The following is an 18,183-nucleotide window of genomic DNA, read 5'->3' as shown; positions in this document are numbered from 1 at the left end:
CGCCGTGTCCAGCGTCGAGGTGTTGCTGACCCGGCTCGATCCGGGGGTTCCCGTGCCCGCCTACGCCCGTCATGGCGACGCGGGCGCTGATCTGGTCACCACGTCGGACGTGGTCATTCCACCAGGTGAGCGCGCCGTGGTCGGCACCGGTGTCGCCATCGCGCTGCCCGACGGGTTCGCCGGGTTCGTGCACCCGCGGTCCGGACTGGCTGCGAGGGTCGGCCTGAGCGTGGTGAACACGCCGGGCACGATCGACTCCGGCTACCGCGGTGAGATCCGCGTTTGCCTCGTGAACCATGATCTCCGTGAGCCGATCGCGCTGTCGCGTGGCGACCGGATCGCCCAGCTCGTCGTGCAACGCGTCGAGCACGCGGTGTTCCGTGAGGTCACCGAGTTGCCGGAAACGGAACGCGGTGCGGGAGGCTATGGCTCGACCGGCGGGCACGTGGTGCTCGCCCGGATGAAGGCGGAGGGGTAGGGGCATGTTCGGAAGGCGCCGCAAGCGCGGTCGTCACTCCTCGGGGGCGGTCGACACCGGTCCTGAGCACGACGAGGTCTTCGACGACGTCGACGGCCCGTGGGACTCGACGGTCGCGCCCCAGGACGACGTGGAGCGGCTCGACCTGGGATCTGTGCAACTGCCGATGCCGGACGAGGCCCAGTTGCAGGTCGAGATGGACCAGCAGAACGGCTCCGTGCGCGCCGTGCACGTCCTCACGTCCGTCGGCCAGCTGACGGTCAGCGCGTTCGCCGCGCCGAAGTCGGGCGGTCTCTGGCGCGAGGTCGGCGCCGAGCTGATCGACGGCCTCAAGGAGGACGGCGCCCGCATCAACCGCGAGAACGGCGAGTGGGGCGAGGAGATCACCGCGCGCAACCAGGGCGTGCAGATCCTCTTCGTCGGCGTCGACGGCCCGCGCTGGATGCTGCGCGGCGTCGCGGCCGGTCCCGAGGAGCACTTCGAGCAGAACTCGCAGGCGCTGCGCGAGATGCTGCGCGGCACCGTGGTCGTGCGCGGCGAGCAGCCGATGCCGCCCCGCACCCCGCTGCCGGTCGAGCTGCCGGAGGCGATCGCCCGGCACATCCAGCAGCAAGAGGGCTAACGAGCCCGCTGCCACGCCTGCACCGCACGCCCCAGTGCGTGCGGGTAGGCGTTCAGCGTCGTTGTGACGAGCACGGCGCGTGGGATGGCTTCCGCCCAAGCCCGCGCGACCGCGATCGGGTGCACCGGGTCATCCGTGCACCCGACGATTCCCGTCGGCACGTCCAGCGACTTCAGCTCGTCCAGCGTCGGCGCGAGCGACTCGGCGGCCTCTTCGAGGTGCGGCACGAGCTGGTCGCCGTAGCCGCGCCAGGCCCGGTTCAGCTCGTCGTGCAGCCAGCCGGTCGTGCCGGCGAGCGCCGTCGTCAGTCCCTGCGTCCGGACGATCTCCGCGCTGGCCCTGGCCGCGAGCGCCGCCGGTGCCTCGTCCGGTGCTCCGGTCCACGCGGGCAGCGCCAGGACCAGCCCCGCGCACCGGTCCGGGTTGGCCACTGCCCACCGCGCGGCGACGTGCGCGCCGAGTGAGACGCCGCCTACCACGATCGGGTGGCCTGCCGGGGCATTTTCGAGGGCCGTCAACCGTTCACTGAGTGTGCGAACGCTTGGTGCGTCAAGAACGGCACCGACCTGCGACAACGGCTCGGTGAAGACAGATCGGACGAACACCTCGTCGGAGGCGGTTCCGGGCAGCAGGAGGACGGTCTCGGCAGGCACACCCGAGATTGTCGTTGCCCGTGCGTACCCTCACTGTCAGACGGCCCACACCACGGGGCCACCAGAGCAATGCAGGAGTCGGGGATGAGCGGCTATTGGCGCCGCTTGGTGCGTCGCTTGACCAGCGACGTCACCGAGCTCGACGCGGACGACCTCTCGCGAAAAGCGGAGGCCGTCGGCGCGGTGAAGGCCTGCGACTGCAAGTCCGGTGAGGAGGTCACCGTCCTCGGAAGGCTCCGCAGCGTGGAGCTCTGCCCGCGGGACGCGGCCGCCACCCTGGAAGCCGAGCTCTACGACGGCACCGAGGGCGTCACGCTCGTCTGGCTCGGCCGCCGTCGCATCGCGGGAATCGAGCCTGGTCGGACGATCAAGGCCCGGGGCCGCATCGCCGTGCGCGACGGGCGCAAGGTGCTCTACAACCCCTATTACGAGTTGCAGAACGCTTCATGACCTCAGCTGAGACCGAAGAAAAGCAGCCCACCGTCCTAGAGCAGATGGGCGGCGTGAGCGGAATGCTCTACTCGTCGCTGCCCGTCCTGGTCTTCGTGATCATCAACTTCGCGACCAAGAACCTGATGGCCGCGATCATCGGCTCGCTCGCCGCCGCCGTCGTCATCGGCGTGGTCCTGGCCGTGCGCAAGGGCACCATCCAGCCCGCGATCTCCGCCGTCTTCGGCGTGGGCATCGCGGCGTTCATCGCCTACAAGACAGGCGAGGCCAAGGGGTTCTTCCTCTTCGGCATCTGGCAGAGCGTCGTGTACGGCAGCGCGTTCCTGCTGTCGATCATCGTGCGCCGGCCGCTCGCCGGCGTGATCTGGACGTTCCTCAACGGCAGAGACCGCTCCTGGCGCGACGACAAGGCATCGGTCCGCGACTACGACATCGCGACCTTCGTGTGGGCCCTCGTCTTCTTCGCCCGCTTCGTGGTCCAGCGCTGGCTCTACGACGAGGACCAGGTCGGCTGGCTCGCCGTGGCCCGCCTCGGCATGGGCTACCCGTTGATGGCCATCGCCCTGCTCGCCACGGTCTGGGCGGTCCGCCGCGCCGACAAGCGCCTCAAGGCGGCCGAGGAGGCCGCCGAGGCCAAGGTCAAGGCGGAGGCCGAGGTCGACGACGTGCTCGCACGCACGGCCGACGACCTGCTCACCCCGGACATGGACGAGCTCAAGCGCGTCGTCGACGCCGAGTCCCGCGACAAGTCCAGAGACTGACCCCGCTCCACTTCGAACGCGGCCGGCGCTTCCTTTCGGGAGCGCCGGCCGCGTTTTGTTCTGGATGTGACGGAGTCATGGGCACCTTCGGCACCGGTCCGTTCGACAGCGGTGGAGCCCTGGACCTGCTGGACGACCTCGCCGCCCGGCCGGCGGACAGCCGCGCCGACGTGCTCGCCGCACTGCTCGGCCGGCCGATCGCCGACCCTGCGTGCGTCGGCCGCGAGTTGTTCGCCGACCGAAGTCGTCGCAGCGGTCGTCCGGACCTGCCCGGCGTCGCGTCGGCGAGCCGTGGTGGGACGACGTCGCCGGGAAGGCCGCCGCGGTTCTGCCCGTCCCGGACCTGGCCCGGTTGGTGCCGGCCGCGCTGACGATCGTCGCCGAGCCGTGGGGCCGGACTGGACCTCGCCCGACGACGCCGTCGGCGCCGAGGAGACCGCGCGTCGACTGAACCGCCCGGCCCTTCGCTCGCTCCGCCGCCCACCCGGATGCAAAAAACGTTTGCGGACGTCCGCAAACGACTCATTGCAAAGGTGGGTCGAAGGGCGGGCGGCGCGTATGCCCAGGCCGGGCGCGCGATATATCGGATATCGGGTGTCGGCGAGGCGTCAGGACGAGCCGAGCACGGTTCGGAGTTCGTCGCGCCCCGTCACGCCGAGAATCCCGTAGATCGCGTGCAGGTGGTTGTCGACCGTGCGCTTGGACGTGTGGAGCCGTTCGGCGATCTGCTGGTTGGTGAGCCCGGACGTGGCGAGGCGGGCGACCTCGGCCTGGCGCCGGGTCAGGTGGGGCAGGTCGTCGGCGCACAGGGCCGGGGTGCGGACGCCGTCGAAGTCGCGCATCAGGAGGGCCTGGCGGGCGGAGGCCTGGGAGGCGGCGCGGGCGTTGCCCTGGGTTCGGTGCAGGCGGGTGGCGGCGGCCAGGGCTTCGGCTGCGTAGAGGGTGGCGCCGAGGCGCTGGAAGTCCGTTGCCGTGGCCTCCAGCGCGGTCGGTGCGGCGTGCGCGAGGGCGGTCGCGTGTGCCGTGTAGGCCGCTGTCATCGGGTCGTCCATCGTGGACGTGAGGGCCGTCAGGCGTTGGGACGTGTCCACGCCGAAACGCGCGGCGTTGTGCAGGGCCATGGCTTCGTTGCCGTGCGCGCCCAGTTCGGCACATTCGTCGGCGGCGGCCATCGCTGCGTCGGCGGCGGCGCGCAGGTCGCCGGTGCACGCGAGCACCTGGGAACGGGTCACCGAGACCGTGGTGCCGGTCAGGCGCCAGGCCGGGCGGCGGGCCTTCTCGGCGCGAGCGAGGGCTTCCTGGGCCAGGGCGGTGTCGCCGCAGATCGCCGCGGAGCCGGCCAGGTTCGCCAGCGCGATGGAGTCGAAGATCAAGGGACGCGAAGGGGTTTTCGGGCTGCCCTCGCGGGCCAGGCGCAGGGCGTGGGAGCCGTGGCCTCGCATGCGCGCGCAGAACGACAGCAGGCTGTAGAGCGATGTGGCGCCGGTGAAAGCCAGCTCGTCGAACGTCCTGTTGTGCATTGTGAGCGCGAGGGCTTCGGCCTCGGCGAGGTTGCCGGCGAACGCCAGCGCGAAGCAACGCATGCGCAGTGCGCCGTCGTCGGGCTCGGACAAGTCCTCCAGCGCCTCGTAGGCGGCGATCTCCTCCGAAACCTCGCGATAGCGGCCCGCGTGCAGGAGGCACAACGCTCTGGTGCGTCGCAAATGGACGGACAGATGCGGTGCCACGGGCTGATAGGTGCTCTCCAGCACCGTCGTCACGTGGCCGTGTTGCGCGGCCTCGATCACACGGACCACCTGAAGCCAGTCGCGCAGGTCTGCGGGGAGGCCGGGCACGTCGACGCGGTCGAGCACCGCGGCGGCGGCGTCCGCGTCGCCCAGACCGAAGTGGAGGTTCATCGATCGGGTGGCGCCGAGGCGGCTCAGGTCCTCCGCCGACAGCGGGCCCGCCATCACGTCCGCCAGCGTCGCCTCGGCCTGGTCCGGTGCGCGGCCGTGCATCAGGACCTGGCCGAACACGTGCCCGACGCGGTTGAGCCCGCCCGCCTCGACGGCGCCGCGGCACAGGCGTTCGGCGAGCGCCACGTCCTGTGCGGCCCAGGCCTGTTCGGCGGCCGCGGCCAGCAGGTTCACCGAGATGGGTGAACCGCTGTCCAGTCGCCACGTGGCGATGCGCATCAGGTCTTCACGGCGGCGTGCGCCCGTTGCCTCCAGAGCGGTGGCCAACGCGCGTTGGTGCGACTGCGCGCGCAACGTCGGGCACGTCGTACGAAGCAGACTGCCGTACAACGGATGCCCGAGCCGCACGACCATGCGACGTCCCGACGGCACGACACGGATCAACCCACGTGTCTCCAGGTCGTCGAGTGCCTCTTCCCGCACCAGAGACGCCAGCAGGTCCAGTTCCACCGGCTCGGAATACGCGAGCAGCTCCAGCGCGTGCCGGTGCGCCGGTTCCAGCCGGCCGAGGTTGGCCTGCACGAGCTCCGCGAGCCGCCCGCCGAGCTCGATCGCGCCGTGCCACGACCAGATGCCGTCCTCCGCGCGCAACGCCCCCACCGCACGGCCCGACACGACGAGTTCCCTGAGGTACAAGGGATTTCCCGCGCTGCCGGACCACAGCAGCGATGCCGAGCGGGTGTCGATCGGCCCGTCCAGCGCGCGTTCGAGCAGCAGGTCGGACTCGGTCCGCGACAGGTCGCCCAGCGGATAGCGCCGCAGCAACCCCTCCTGCCACAGCTCGGTGCGCTCACCAGGCCGTGAGGTCACCAGCACCCGTGCGTGCCCGTGTCGGATCACGTGATGCAGCAACGCGATGGAGGCGTCATCGAGCAGATGCGCGTCGTCCACCACGATCGTCAACGGCCGCGGCGAAGCCAGCAGGTGTTCCACGGCGCGACCGAGCGGGTTCGCCGTGCGCATGTCGGCGGGCAGCATCGCGGCCATCGCCCCGAACGGGATCGTCGACGTCGCCACCGTCGCGTAACAGCGCTGCACGGTTCGACCGGTGCGCTCCAGCCGTGTCACGACCTCGTCCGTGAGCCGGGTCTTGCCCACACCGGCGGGGCCGACGAGCGCGGCGCCCTTTTCGTCGGCTCCGGTGAGCGCGGACATCACGTCTCCGAGCTCCCGCACCCTGCCCACGAACGGCCACACAACTCGCAGTGTGCCGAAGGTCCGGCTCACCGCGCACATCGATTTACGCCCCTTGACCGAACAACGCGCGCAAGCCACCCCGTCCCGTCACGCCCACCGCCGCGTACGTCGTGTGCAGATGGTTGTCCACGGTGCGTTTGGCGATCGCCAGCCGTTCGGCGATCTCCACGTTCGTCAGCCCGGCCACGGCCAGACGCGCGATTTCCAGCTGACGTGGCGTCAACGCGGCGAGCGTGCTCGTCACCACCAGGCCGGGCGTGGTCGCGCCGTCGAACGACTCCGCGAGCGCCGCCGCCTGCCGTTCCAGCCGGTCCGCGTCACGGGGCCGGTCGTGCAACCGCGACAGCCTGCTGGCCTCCGCGAGGGCCTCGGCCGCGTACAACGTGGCACCGCACGCCGTGAACGCCGCCGCCACCTCCTCCAGCCCCGCCGGGTCACGCAACGCGCGCGCCTGGGCGTGCGAGGCGTACGCGGTCGTGAGCGGATCCTTGCGCGACTTCGCGAGCTCCAGAAGACGAGGCGAGGTGTCCGCACCGAACCGTGCGGCGTCGTGCAGCGATCCGATCTCCTCGGAGTGCGCGCCATGTGCGCGAGCCAAGGTGGCGTTGTCCAGAGCGGTCTGCATCGCCTCGTTGACACGTCCGGCGCCCGCGAGCACCCACGACCGGGCGGCTCCCACAGCGAACTGCGCGATACGCCACGAGGGCCGCAACCCTGCTTCCGCGCGGGCCAGGGCACGGAAAGCGCGATCCGTCTGCCCCTGCAACGCCGCACCGGCCGCGAACTCGGCCAGCAGCAGCACGTCCCACATCATCGGCAACGCGGCCGGGTCCGGAACGCCCTCGGCGGTGATCCGCACCGCCGCAGCGGCCTTCCCGCGCAACCGCGCGCTCTGACTCAGCAACACCCGCGGCGGCACCTGCGTGACCGACCAGCGGTCCTCCTCGATCAGCTCGGCCAGTGCCTGCGCGCCCCGCTTCTCCGCCCCCACGAGGTCACCGCACCGCAGAGCACTCTCGTTGCGCACACCGTTCGCCGCGCTCATCAACGACGGGAACCGTCCCGCTGTCGCTACCACGGCCTCATGGTTGTCCTCGACCCGTGCGATGGCATCGGTGTAGCGACCCGCGAACTGGTCGGCGAACGCCAGCACCTGCCGTCCCGCCGTCTCCGCCCAGCCGCCCTCGGCGATCAGCAGCTCACCGCCGAGCCGCGCGATTCCCAGCGGCGCGGCCTCCAGCGCGAACGTCAGCGCGAAGAACAGCACCGCGTGCTCCAGCTCGGCCGGCAACTCCCGTGCGGTGACGAGATCTAGCACGGCCACGGCGGCGTCCTCGTCACCGAGGCCGAAGAACAGGTTGAACGCGCGCGTACAGCCGACCTGGATCACCGTCAGCATGTCGCCGCCCGCCGCCATGGTCTCGGCGAGCACTTCCTCGGCCTGTGCGCACTGACGTTGGTACATCAGCACAAGACCCAGCACGAGCCCCACGCGTGATGTCGCCCCACGCGCCATGGCCGCGCGCGAGAGCCGTTCCGCGAGCTCCCAGTCCTGAGCGGACAGTGCCTGCTCGGCCGCCCGCGCCAGCACGTCCGGCGATTCGGCCGTCCCGCTGTCGAGCCGCCACGTCGCGACGCGCACCGCGTCACCGGGCCGGTCCGCGCCTTCCGCTTCCAGCCGATCAGCCAACGCACGGCGATGCGCCCGCGCCCGCAAAGTCGGGCACGTGGCCCGCAGGCGCGCGCTGTAGAGCGGATGCGCGACGCGAGCGCGTCCGTCGTCACCGACGCGCACGAACCCCATGTCCACGAGGTCTTGAGGAACGGGCAACAACCGGGGTTCGAGCGGTTCGCCGTACGCGAGCAGCTCCAACGCACGCCGTTGCGGTTCCGCGAGCCGTCCCAGTGTCAGGTCGACGAGCTCGGCGAGCCGCCCGGACAGCTCCAGCGGTCCGCTCCAGTTCCACCCGCCCACGGTCTCGGTCAGCGCGCCCGAATGCCGTCCTGCGGCGACGAGTTCCTTGAGGTACAACGGATTTCCCTGGCTGTTCGCCCACACCAGGTGCCGCGTCGAGGCGTTGGCCGGTCCGCCGAGAGCCGTCGCCAGCAACGTGTCCGCGCGTTCCTGGTCCAGCGCGTCCACCCCGACAACGGTCAGCCCGTTCATGCCCCAGCCGGGCCGTGCGGTGCAGATGATCCGTGTCAGCCGGTGGCGCACAAGATGCTGCAACACCAACAACGACGTGTCGTCGAGCAGATGCGCGTCATCGACCGACAACACCCGCCGCCCGCCACGAGAGAGATGCTCGGCGGCCGCGCGCACGGACGACGACGGCAGGATCGATCCCCGCGAGGCAGGCAGGTCGGTGGGCACGAGCGACGCGAGCGCGCCGAGTGGAATCCGAGACGTGGCGACTGTGGCGTAACAACGCACCACCGGATGCGGCACTGCGGCGAGCACCTCAGCGGCCAGACGTGTCTTGCCCACGCCCGGAGGGCCGGACAGCAGCACCGCGCCGTCCACGGCCAACGCCCGCAACGCGGTCCGTAGCTCTCTCTCGCGCCCGACCAGGGGCAGCTGATCGCTCACAGGTGGTAAGTGCTCGCTTCCGATGCGCAGATACCGGACAAGACGAGCATGCCGTGTATCAGGCGGTGAGCGGCAGGCGTCGAAAGGCCATGAACCTTCTCAAGCGCAAGGCCGCGATCCTGGCCGCACTGACCCTCGTCGCAGGCGGCGTCCTCGTCACGTCCTCGGTGGCACAGGCGCAGAACACCATCTACGTCCAGTCGAAGTTCAACGGCAGGTGCGTGACCGCGTCGACCGGGCAGAACGGCGCCGGCGTCATCATGGTCGACTGCCAGAACGCCCTCACCCAGCGCTGGTACTGGGACGGGCTGAAACTGCGCAACGCCGACGGCGGCAGATGTCTCACCGCCGCCTGGGGCAACGGGGACAACGGCGGCCACCTGCAGATGTACGACTGCCAGCCGGGCAACAACGCCAACCAGATGTTCTACCGGCCCGCCTCCACGAACGCGGAGATCGGGCGGATCCGGTCCTGGCTCGGCGGCAACCGGTGCGTCGAGATCGCGGGCGCGAACTGGTGGCAGGGCGCCTCCGTGCAGCTCTGGGACTGCCACGGAGGCGGGCACCAGTACTTCTGGGCCTAATACCCCAGCGCGGTCTTGATGTCCTGCTCGACGGCGGCGGTGGTCACGAACAACAGCTCATCGCCGCCTTCGAGCGTGTCGTCCGGCTGCGGCACGATGACCCGTCCGCCGCGCAGGATCGTCACCAGAGCGGCGTCACGGGGCAACGTCAGCTCCGAGACCGCACGGCCGGCGAACGGCGTCGACTCGTCGAGCGTGATCTCCACGAGGTTCGCCTGGCCCTGACGCAACGTCATCAGCCGTACGACGTCACCGATCGTCACGGACTCCTCGACCATGGCGGCCAACAGCCGTGGCGTCGACACGGCGACGTCGACACCCCACGACTCGGTGAAGAGCCATTCGTTCGTCGGGTCGTTCACGCGCGCGATGACGCGACGGACCGCGAACTCCGTCTTGGCCAGAAGCGACACCACGAGGTTGACCTTGTCGTCACCGGTCGCGGCGATCACCACGTCGCACAGGTGCATGCCCGCGTCCTCCAAAGAGGACAACTCGCACGCGTCGGCCTGCACCCACTCGGCCTGCTCGACCGAGTTCGGGTCGAAGTGCTTGCGGTCGCGCTCGATGAGCATGACCTGGTGCCCGTCCGAGACGAGCTCCTGCGCGATGGACCGCCCCACCGCTCCCGCACCAGCGATCGCGATCCGCATCAGCTCTCCTCCGGTGCCTGCAGCGCCGCCGCCGCGACGTCGGTGATCGTGCCGGACAGCGCCGCCACGTAGATGGTGTCGTCGGCCTGCACGACGGTCTTCGCGTCCGGCAGCACACCCGTGCCGAAGCGCATCACGAACGCCACGCGCGCCCGGATCGCCTCCTCGAGCTCGCGCACCGGCCGCCCGACCCACTCCTCGGCGACCTCGATCGGCAGCACCGCGACGGTCCCGGACGGGTCGCGCCACGCCGTCGCCGCGCCTTCGGGCAACAACATCCGCAGGAACCGGTCGGTCGACCACGGCACCGTCGCCACGGTCGGGATTCCCAGCCGCTCGTACACAGCCGCGCGCTTGTGGTCGTAGATGCGCGCGACGACGTGCTCGACACCGAACGTCTCGCGCGCCACCCGCGCCGAGATGATGTTCGAGTTGTCACCGCTGGAGACCGCGGCGAACGCGCCCGCGCGCTCGACCCCCGCCTCGATCAGGACATTGCGGTCGAAACCGTTGCCGACGACCTGCTGCCCGTGGAAGTCGCTGCCCAGCCTGCGGAACGACTGCGGGTCCTTGTCGATCACGGCGACCTGGTGTTCGAGTCGCTCCAGAGCCCTGGCCAGGGACGCCCCCACCCGGCCACACCCCATGATCACCACGTGCACGACATGCCTCCTCAGGCGAACTCTCCGCAGAACCTACCGAGCATTAGCCCGTCCCGGTGAGTGGACCCCTTACGCTCTGGCGGTGTCCAAGCTCGCCACCGCTGCCAAACGCCTCCTGGTAGGACGGCCGTTCCGCAGTGATCGCCTCGCGCACACCCTCCTGCCCAAACGCATCGCCTTGCCCGTGTTCGCCTCCGACGCCATGTCGTCGGTCGCGTACGCGCCGGAGGAGATCTTCCTGATGCTGTCGGTGGCGGGCCTGAGCGCCTACGCCATGGCGCCGTGGGTTGGGGTCGCGGTCGTCGTGGTGATGCTCACCGTGGTGGCCAGCTACCGGCAGAACGTGCACGCCTATCCGTCCGGCGGCGGCGACTACGAGGTCGCGACCGTCAACCTCGGGCGCAGAGCGGGCCTCACGGTCGCGAGCGCCCTGCTCGTCGACTACATCCTCACGGTCGCGGTGTCGATCTCGGCGGCCGCGGCGAACATCGGTTCCGCGATCCCGTTCGTCGCGACTCACAAGGCGGAGTTCGCGGTCGCGGCCATCGTGCTGCTGACGGCGGTGAACCTGCGCGGCATCCGCGAGTCCGGCAGCGCGTTCGCCGTGCCGGTCTACGCGTTCATGATCGGTGTCTTCGGCCTGATCGGTTACGGCCTGTTCCGCGGCTTCGTGCTGGGCGACGACATGCGGGCCGAGAGCTCGGGCCTCGAGATCCACGCCGAGCAGGACCACCTGATGGGACTCGCGTTCGTGTTCCTGGTGCTGCGGGCGTTCTCGTCCGGCTGCGCCGCCCTCACCGGCGTCGAGGCGATCAGCAACGGCGTGCCCGCGTTCCGCAAGCCCAAGTCCCGCAACGCCGCGACGACGTTGCTGCTGATGGGCACCATCTCGGTGGTCATGCTGATGGGCCTGATCATCCTCGCCCAGCTGACCGACGTGCGGATGGCGGAGTTCCCCGCGCAGCAGATCTCCAACGCCCCGGCGGGCTACGAGCAGAAGACGATGGTCGCGCAGATCGCGCACGCCGTGTTCGACAACTTCCCGCCCGGCTTCTACTTCATCGCCGGCGTCACCGCGCTGATCCTGGTGCTCGCCGCGAACACCGCGTTCAACGGGTTCCCGGTGCTCGGCTCGATCCTCGCCCAGGACCGCTACCTGCCGCGCCAGTTGCACACCCGCGGCGACCGGCTGGCGTTCTCCAACGGCATCCTCTTCCTGGCCGGGTTCGCGGTCGTGCTGGTGATCGCGTTCGACGCCGAGGTCACCCGGCTGATCCAGCTCTACATCGTCGGTGTGTTCGTGTCGTTCACGCTGAGCCAGCTCGGCATGATCAAGCACTGGCACCGGCTGCTCAAGACCGAGACCGACGAGCAGGCGCGCAGGCGGATGCGGCGCTCGCAGGCGATCAACACGTTCGGTCTCGCGCTGACCGCGACCGTGCTGATCATCGTGCTGATCACCAAGTTCACCAAGGGCGCGTGGATCGCCATCGCCGCGATGGCCGCCATCTACGCGTTGATGACCGCGATCCGCAAGCACTACGACACCGTCGCCGAGGAGCTTCGCAAGCAGGAGCGCGTGCGCACGATGCCCGCGCGCAACCACGCGATGGTGCTGGTGTCCAAACTGCACATGCCGACTCTCAGGGCGTTGTCCTACGCCAAGGCCGTGCGCCCGGACGTGCTGGAGGCCGTCACGGTCAACGTCGACGACGGCGACACGCGCCGGCTCGTCGCGGAGTGGGAGAAGGAGAACTTCAAGATCCCGCTCAAGGTGATCGAGTCGCCCTACCGGGAGATCACCAAGCCCGTTCTCGACTACGTCAAGCGCGTCAAGTCGGACAACCCGCGCGACGTTGTTACCGTGTTCATTCCCGAGTACGTGGTCGGCCACTGGTGGGAGCAGCTTCTGCACAACCAGAGCGCGTTGCGGCTCAAGGGAAGGCTGCTTTTCCAGCCGGGAGTGATGGTGACCAGTGTCCCGTGGCAGCTCGAATCCTCGGTGAAGGTCAAGGACAAGGACGTCATCGCGCCCGGCGCTGTCCGAAGGGGACTTGACGACCGATGAGCACCACCAAAGAAGACTGGACCGGACGCAAGTTCGAAGTAGAAGTGGGGCCTGTCGCTCACGGCGGGCACTTCGTCGCACGGCACGAGGGGCGCGTTCTGTTCGTGCGTCACGCGCTGCCTGGCGAACGCGTTGTGGTGTCGGTGTACGAGGACAACGGCGGCTCGTTCTGCCGTGCGGACGCCGTGGAGATCCTGGAGGCGTCACCGGACCGCGTCGAGGCGCCGTGCCCGTTCAGCGGACCGGGGATGTGCGGCGGCTGCGACTTCCAGCACGTCTCGTGGGACGCGCAACGGGGGCTGAAGGCCGAGGTCGTCCGCGAGCAGCTGGCGAGGCTCGCCAAGATCGAACGCGACGTGGTCGTGGAGGCGCTGCCGGGCGGCCCGCTGGAGTGGCGGACCCGGATCCGGATGGCCGTCGGCCGCGACGGGAGGCCGGGCTTCCGCGGCCTGCGTTCCCACGATGTGATCCCGATCGACCACTGTGTGATCTCCAAGCCGGGCATGGTCGAGGCGGTGACCGACCGAAAGTGGCGGGCACAGGAGCTCACGATCGTCCAGGACGGTGACGGCAACCGTCATGTGGGTGAGGTGCGTGGCCGACACACCACACGACGCGCCGGAACCGGTACGGCCGTCGAGACCGCCGCCCAACGAAAGTGGCGAGTTTCGGCGGACGGCTTCTGGCAGGTCCACCCGGCCGCCGCGGACACGTTCGCGTCCGTCGTGGGGGAGTGGGCCGCGGCCGAGCCGGGGCAACGCGCGTGGGACCTCTACGGCGGTGCGGGGCTCTTCGCGTCCGTGCTGGGACGGCAGGTCGGCGAAAGCGGATCAGTGCTGGTCGTGGAGTCTTTCCCCGGTGCCGTGGAGGACGGCCGGCGCAACCTCCGCCGCATGTCCCAGGTGGAGTGGGTGGCGGACAAGGTCGAGCTCGCCGTGACGCGCAAACTCCCCGTCGAGAACCCTCACGTCGTGGTGCTGGACCCCCCTCGCAAGGGGGCGGGCAAGGTCGTTGTGGCTGAAGTCGCACGACGCCGTCCGCAGCGGGTCGTCTACGTCGCCTGCGACCCCGCCGCACTGGCCCGCGACCTGGCCGAATTCACAGTTCAGGGGTACCGGCTCGCGGAACTGCGGGCGTTCGACGCGTTCCCCATGACCCATCACGTGGAGTGCATCGCCCTGCTCGTGCCTGAGACGAGCTGAGGCAGCGTCTCAGTCGCGTCTCCGTAGACTGAGCCGAAGTCTTCAGGAGTGAGGTGGGCGTGGTGACCCTGCTGGAGTCCGTGCACGGACCAGCTGATCTGAAACGGATGGACGAGGCGCAGCTGTCGCGCCTGTGTGAGGAGATCCGGCGTTTCCTGGTCGACAAGGTGTCCAAGACGGGCGGGCACCTGGGCCCGAACCTGGGTGTCGTCGAGCTGACCGTGGCACTGCACCGGGTCTTCGACTCGCCGCAGGACCCGATCGTGTTCGACACCGGTCACCAGTCGTACGTCCACAAGATCGTCACGGGCCGCCGCGACGGCTTCGACCGGCTGCGCAAGCAGGGCGGGATGTCGGGCTACCCGTCGCGGTCGGAGTCCGAGCACGACGTGCAGGAGAGCTCGCACGCCTCGACGGCGCTGTCCTACGCCGACGGCCTGGCGAAGGCCAAGCAGATCAACGGCGCGCACGGCCACGTGGTCGCGGTCGTCGGTGACGGCGCGCTGACCGGCGGTATGTGCTGGGAGGCGTTGAACAACATCGCGGCGGACAAGACCCGTCCCGTCGTGATCGTCGTCAACGACAACGGCCGCTCCTACTCGCCGACGATCGGTGGTCTCGCGGACCACCTGTCGTCGCTGCGCCTGCGCCCCGGCTACGAGCGCGTGCTGGAGAAGGGCAAGAGCGCGCTGCAGCAGACGCCGTTCTTCGGCAAGCCCCTCTACGCCGCGCTGCACGCCGCCAAGCGCGGCATCAAGGACGCGCTGGCGCCGCAGGCGATGTTCGAGGACCTCGGCCTCAAGTACATCGGCCCGGTCGACGGCCACGACATCGCGACGCTGGAGTCCGCACTGCAGCGCGCGAAGTCGTTCGGCGGCCCGGTGATCGTGCACGCGGTCACCCGCAAGGGCATGGGGTTCGCGCCGGCCGAGAACCACGAGGCCGACCAGATGCACGCCACCGGCGTCATCGACCCGATCACCGGTGAGGACGTCAAACCGTCCAGCCGGACCTGGACGCACGTGTTCTCCGACGCGCTGGTGCAGGTCGGCCGCGAGCGTTCCGACATCGTGGCGATCACCGCCGCGATGCAGGGACCAACCGGCCTCGACCCGTTCGCCAAGGCGTACCCGGAGCGGTTCTTCGACGTCGGCATCGCCGAGCAGCACGCGCTGACCTCCGCCGCCGGACTGGCGATCGGTGGTCTGCACCCGGTCGTGGCCGTCTACGCGACGTTCCTCAACCGCGCGTTCGACCAGTTGCTGATGGACGTCGCGCTGCACAAGCAGGGCGTGACGGTCGTGCTGGACCGTGCCGGCGTCACCGGTCCGGACGGCGCGTCGCACCACGGCATGTGGGACATGTCGATCCTCGGCGTCATCCCCGGCGTCCACGTGGCGGCGCCGCGGGACGCCGGCACGCTGGTCGAGGAGCTGCGCGAGGCCGTGGCGATCTCGGACGCGCCGTCGGTGATCCGCTACCCGAAGGCCTCGGTCGGCCCGGACCTGCCCGCGTTGGAGCGCGTGGGTTCCGTGGACGTGCTTCGGCGTTCGGGCAACGACGTGCTGCTGGTGACCGTAGGCGCGTTGGGCGGGCTTGGTCTCGAGGCCGCGCAACGGCTGGAGGACCAGGGCATCGGCGTGACGGTCGTCGACCCGCGGTGGATCTACCCGATGTCGGTGGACCTCGTGGAGATGGCCGCGTCGCACAAGCTCGTCGTGACGGTCGAGGACGGTGGCCGCCACGGTGGCTTCGGTTCCTCTCTCGCGGCCGCGCTGCGCGATGCCGACGTCGAGGTGCCGTTGCGCGACATCGCTCTGCCGCAACGCTTCCACGACCACGGTGACCGTGGCGAGGTGCTGGCATTGTGCGGCATCACCGCGCAAGACGTCGCACGGCGCGTGACGGAGTGGGCCGCTCGCCTGGAATGCCTGCCCGTCGAGATCGACGCTCCCGCGGAGAAGTAGCTCGGCTGAACACGACGACCCCGGCCGCCTGGCGACCGGGGTCGTCGTGCGTCCGGACGTGGTCGAAACAGCTTGTGAAGGTGTCGTTAAGCGCCTTCTCAGGTGAATGTGGCACCTTTGAGGCGTGCGGATTCTGGTAGTCGAGGACGAGGCGCCTCTGGCCGACGCGATCGCTCGCGGCCTGAGGCGCGAAGGCATGGCCGTGGACGTCGCCTATGACGGCGAGACCGGGCACGAGAAGTCGACCGTCACGCGGTACGACGTGGTCGTGCTCGACCGCGACCTCCCCGGGATGTCCGGCGACGAGCTGTGCAAGGAGATCCTCAGCTCCGGCGCGCTCACCAGGGTCATGATGCTGACGGCGAGCGGGTCCATCGAGGACCGAGTCTCCGGCCTGTCGCTGGGCGCGGACGACTACCTCGCGAAGCCGTTCGCGTTCCCCGAGCTGGTCGCGCGCGTGCGGGCGCTGGCCCGGCGCGCGACTCCGGCGACGCCGCCCGTGCTCGCCGCTCAGGACGTGGAACTGGATCCGGCGCGGCGCACCGTGTCGCGCGGTGGGCAGCCGATCGAGCTGACCCGCAAGGAGTTCGGGGTCCTCGAGGTGCTGCTCGCGGCCAAGGGGTCGGTCGTCAGCAGTGAAGAGCTGCTTGAGCGCGTGTGGGACGAGAACGCCGACCCGTTCACCACGACCGTGCGCGTCACCGTGATGACGTTGCGCAAGAAGCTGGGCGAGCCGGGCATCATCGACACCGTCGTGGGCTCGGGCTATCGGGTCCCCAGTGCCTCGAACGGCTCTGCAGAGGACTGACCTGTGCGACGACGCGGGCCAGGACTGCGTCTCCGGATCACGCTGCTCACCACCGCGCTCGTCGCCGTGGTGAGTGCTGTTCTGCTCTTCCTCGGCTGGACGCTGGTCGGGCGGGTCTTCGACTCGTCTCCGTCGTTCCCCTCCGACACCCAGGTCACGGTGGACGGGGTCAACGTCACCGTGAAGGTGCTGACCGACGCGTTGACGGCCACCGCGCGTCAGGACCTGCTGCGCGCCGGCTTGATCGCGTTCGCGTGCATGGTCGTAGCTGCTGCTGTCCTGGCGTGGACGTTCACCGGCCGTGTGCTGAAGCCTCTGCACGACGTGACGGGTGCCGCCCGCCGGTTGTCGGCGGAGTCGCTGGGGTCGCGGTTGCGGATGGAGGGCCCGCGTGACGAGGTCGCGGAGCTCGCGGACACGTTCGACTCCATGCTCGACCGGCTGGAAGCGGCTTTCGACTCGCAGCGCCGGTTCGTGGCGAACGCATCGCACGAACTGCGCACTCCTCTCTCGGTGGTGCGCACGGAGCTGGACGTGACTCTGTCCGATCCGGACGCTGACGTGGAAGAGCTGCGACGCATGGCCGGTGTCGTGCGCGCGGCGGGGGAGCGTGCCGAACAGTTGGTGTCGGCGCTGCTGCTGCTCGCGCGCACGGACGGCCTTGGGCTCGCTGTTCGTGAGCCGGTCGACCTGTCCGCGGTGGTCGAGTCCGCGTGGAAGGCGACACGGGCAGATGCCGAGGCACGCAACCTGCGCGCGGTGTTCCGGTGCGTGCCGGCGCTGGCGGTCGGCGATCCCGCGCTACTGGAGCGCATCGCCGGCAACCTGCTGGAGAACGCCATCCGGCACAACCACGTCGGCGGATGGATCGAGACCGTGGTGGAGACGGGGCCGCAGTGGTCGGTGCTGCGGGTGTCGTCGTCGGGTCAGCTGATCCCTCCTGACCGCGTGGAGGAGCTGTTCGAGCCGTTCCGCCGCGGGGGGAAGGACCGGACCAGTCAGTCCGGCACGGGTCTCGGGCTCTCGATCGTGCGTGCCGCGGTGGCCGCGCACGGCGGGTTTGCGCAGGCAGTGGCCGTGCCGACCGGTGGTCTGTCGGTCTCCGTGCACCTGCCGGCCGCACCCCGCTGACGCTGGATACAAGATTGTCGGCGTGGCCCCGGTCACACTGTGCGTCGATCTTGGCGGGTTTGGGCCGTCCGCGTAGTGTCTGACCTGCGGTTACGCCGTTAGGGACCCCCGATTTGGATCTCCTGGGGCGCCCGTGTAAATTTCTCCATGCCAGCACGGAACGGGCCGGAAAACACAGCCGGAACGGAGTGCGGCGAAAGACTTCTAAGCCTGACACAGCCCCGGAAGTGAGTCTCCTCGGAGATGAGCTGCGGTGTGCGCGTGTTCTTTGAGAACTCAACAGCGTGCCGAAACACAGCCAGTAATATGAATTACCTCCTCGTCGAGGTAGTTCCTTTGAGGCAAGACTAGATTGATGCCAGACATATTCCGTCTGGAGCGATCAAACACAATCCTTAT

Annotated in this window: 16 protein-coding genes; 11 read left to right on the top strand and 5 right to left on the bottom strand. The window is 69.6% G+C overall.

Annotated features, from left to right (window positions below; genetic code table 11):
* Positions 1–4: 4 nt before the first annotated feature.
* Together dut and ACH413_RS28245 are read left to right on the top strand one after the other, a co-directional pair.
* Positions 5–478, top strand: a complete 474-nt coding sequence (dut, locus tag ACH413_RS28250) for a dUTP diphosphatase (RefSeq protein ID WP_319978224.1) — start codon at positions 5–7, stop codon at positions 476–478.
* A 4-nt stretch (positions 479–482) separates the two neighbouring features.
* A complete protein-coding gene (locus ACH413_RS28245; protein ID WP_360043519.1) occupies positions 483–1,100 on the top strand; it encodes a DUF3710 domain-containing protein in 618 nt (205 codons plus the stop codon).
* On the opposite strand, the gene ACH413_RS28240 is transcribed toward ACH413_RS28245, so the two are convergent.
* A complete protein-coding gene (locus tag ACH413_RS28240; protein ID WP_360043522.1) occupies positions 1,097–1,753 on the bottom strand; it encodes an alpha/beta hydrolase in 657 nt (218 codons plus the stop codon). The genes ACH413_RS28245 and ACH413_RS28240 overlap by 4 nt on opposite strands.
* Before the next feature lie 69 nt (positions 1,754–1,822).
* Here ACH413_RS28240 and ACH413_RS28235 point away from each other — a divergent pair, with 69 nt between their 5' ends.
* The 3 genes from ACH413_RS28235 (at position 1,823) to ACH413_RS28225 (ending at position 3,335) form a co-directional block, all read left to right on the top strand.
* Complete coding sequence (locus tag ACH413_RS28235; protein ID WP_030474780.1) at positions 1,823–2,203, top strand: OB-fold nucleic acid binding domain-containing protein; 381 nt, start codon at positions 1,823–1,825, stop codon at positions 2,201–2,203.
* Entirely contained in the window at positions 2,200–2,964 is a 765-nt protein-coding gene (locus ACH413_RS28230; RefSeq protein WP_360043525.1) for a DUF3159 domain-containing protein, read from the top strand. Before ACH413_RS28235 ends, ACH413_RS28230 begins: the two co-directional genes overlap by 4 nt.
* A 77-nt stretch (positions 2,965–3,041) precedes the next feature.
* Positions 3,042–3,335 (top strand): hypothetical protein, encoded by a 294-nt coding sequence (locus tag ACH413_RS28225; RefSeq protein ID WP_360043528.1) that lies wholly within the window; start codon positions 3,042–3,044, stop codon positions 3,333–3,335.
* 237 nt (positions 3,336–3,572) lie between these two features.
* Here ACH413_RS28225 and ACH413_RS28220 read toward each other — a convergent pair whose 3' ends face one another.
* Together ACH413_RS28220 and ACH413_RS28215 are read right to left on the bottom strand one after the other, a co-directional pair.
* Positions 3,573–6,119 (bottom strand): LuxR C-terminal-related transcriptional regulator, encoded by a 2,547-nt coding sequence (locus ACH413_RS28220; RefSeq protein WP_360043531.1) that lies wholly within the window; start codon positions 6,117–6,119, stop codon positions 3,573–3,575.
* 43 nt (positions 6,120–6,162) lie between these two features.
* Entirely contained in the window at positions 6,163–8,709 is a 2,547-nt protein-coding gene (locus ACH413_RS28215; RefSeq protein ID WP_360043534.1) for an AAA family ATPase, read from the bottom strand.
* A gap of 89 nt (positions 8,710–8,798) precedes the next feature.
* On the opposite strand from ACH413_RS28215, the gene ACH413_RS28210 reads away from it, so the two are divergent.
* Positions 8,799–9,293, top strand: coding sequence for an RICIN domain-containing protein (locus ACH413_RS28210; RefSeq protein ID WP_360043537.1), 495 nt, complete (start codon positions 8,799–8,801; stop codon positions 9,291–9,293).
* Here ACH413_RS28210 and ACH413_RS28205 read toward each other — a convergent pair.
* Positions 9,290–9,946 (bottom strand): TrkA family potassium uptake protein, encoded by a 657-nt coding sequence (locus ACH413_RS28205; RefSeq protein WP_093599449.1) that lies wholly within the window; start codon positions 9,944–9,946, stop codon positions 9,290–9,292. The genes ACH413_RS28210 and ACH413_RS28205 overlap by 4 nt on opposite strands.
* Positions 9,946–10,608: a TrkA family potassium uptake protein gene (locus tag ACH413_RS28200; RefSeq protein WP_360043541.1), complete on the bottom strand. Its 663-nt coding sequence runs from the start codon at positions 10,606–10,608 to the stop codon at positions 9,946–9,948. Before ACH413_RS28200 ends, ACH413_RS28205 begins: the two co-directional genes overlap by 1 nt.
* An 82-nt stretch (positions 10,609–10,690) precedes the next feature.
* Here ACH413_RS28200 and ACH413_RS28195 point away from each other — a divergent pair, with 82 nt between their 5' ends.
* The 5 genes from ACH413_RS28195 (at position 10,691) to ACH413_RS28175 (ending at position 17,784) form a co-directional block, all read left to right on the top strand.
* On the top strand, positions 10,691–12,676 hold the full coding sequence (locus ACH413_RS28195; RefSeq protein ID WP_360043544.1) for an APC family permease: 1,986 nt from the start codon (positions 10,691–10,693) through the stop codon (positions 12,674–12,676).
* Entirely contained in the window at positions 12,673–13,878 is a 1,206-nt protein-coding gene (locus ACH413_RS28190; protein ID WP_360043547.1) for a class I SAM-dependent RNA methyltransferase, read from the top strand. The genes ACH413_RS28195 and ACH413_RS28190 overlap by 4 nt, the downstream gene beginning before the upstream one ends.
* Before the next feature lie 62 nt (positions 13,879–13,940).
* On the top strand, positions 13,941–15,845 hold the full coding sequence (gene dxs / locus ACH413_RS28185; RefSeq protein ID WP_360043550.1) for a 1-deoxy-D-xylulose-5-phosphate synthase: 1,905 nt from the start codon (positions 13,941–13,943) through the stop codon (positions 15,843–15,845).
* A 124-nt stretch (positions 15,846–15,969) separates the two neighbouring features.
* Positions 15,970–16,653: a response regulator transcription factor gene (locus tag ACH413_RS28180; RefSeq protein ID WP_330277978.1), complete on the top strand. Its 684-nt coding sequence runs from the start codon at positions 15,970–15,972 to the stop codon at positions 16,651–16,653.
* A gap of 3 nt (positions 16,654–16,656) precedes the next feature.
* Positions 16,657–17,784, top strand: coding sequence for a HAMP domain-containing sensor histidine kinase (locus tag ACH413_RS28175; RefSeq protein WP_360043554.1), 1,128 nt, complete (start codon positions 16,657–16,659; stop codon positions 17,782–17,784).
* Positions 17,785–18,183: the final 399 nt, after the last annotated feature.

This window comes from Lentzea sp. NPDC020367, from assembly GCF_044387305.1.
Taxonomy (GTDB): Bacteria; Actinomycetota; Actinomycetes; order Mycobacteriales; family Pseudonocardiaceae; genus Lentzea.
The sequence above is the reverse complement of the archived record's forward strand: the minus strand, read 5'-3'. Positions and strand labels throughout refer to the sequence as shown.

Coding starts and splice junctions, on each gene's coding strand:
- ACH413_RS28235 (WP_030474780.1), top strand. CDS start 1,823: ATGCAGGAGTCGGGGATGAGCGGCTATTGGCGCCGCTTGGTGCGTCGC.
- ACH413_RS28225 (WP_360043528.1), top strand. CDS start 3,042: ATGGGCACCTTCGGCACCGGTCCGTTCGACAGCGGTGGAGCCCTGGAC.
- ACH413_RS28245 (WP_360043519.1), top strand. CDS start 483: ATGTTCGGAAGGCGCCGCAAGCGCGGTCGTCACTCCTCGGGGGCGGTC.
- ACH413_RS28230 (WP_360043525.1), top strand. CDS start 2,200: ATGACCTCAGCTGAGACCGAAGAAAAGCAGCCCACCGTCCTAGAGCAG.
- ACH413_RS28210 (WP_360043537.1), top strand. CDS start 8,799: ATGAACCTTCTCAAGCGCAAGGCCGCGATCCTGGCCGCACTGACCCTC.
- ACH413_RS28205 (WP_093599449.1), bottom strand. CDS start 9,946: ATGCGGATCGCGATCGCTGGTGCGGGAGCGGTGGGGCGGTCCATCGCG.
- ACH413_RS28190 (WP_360043547.1), top strand. CDS start 12,673: ATGAGCACCACCAAAGAAGACTGGACCGGACGCAAGTTCGAAGTAGAA.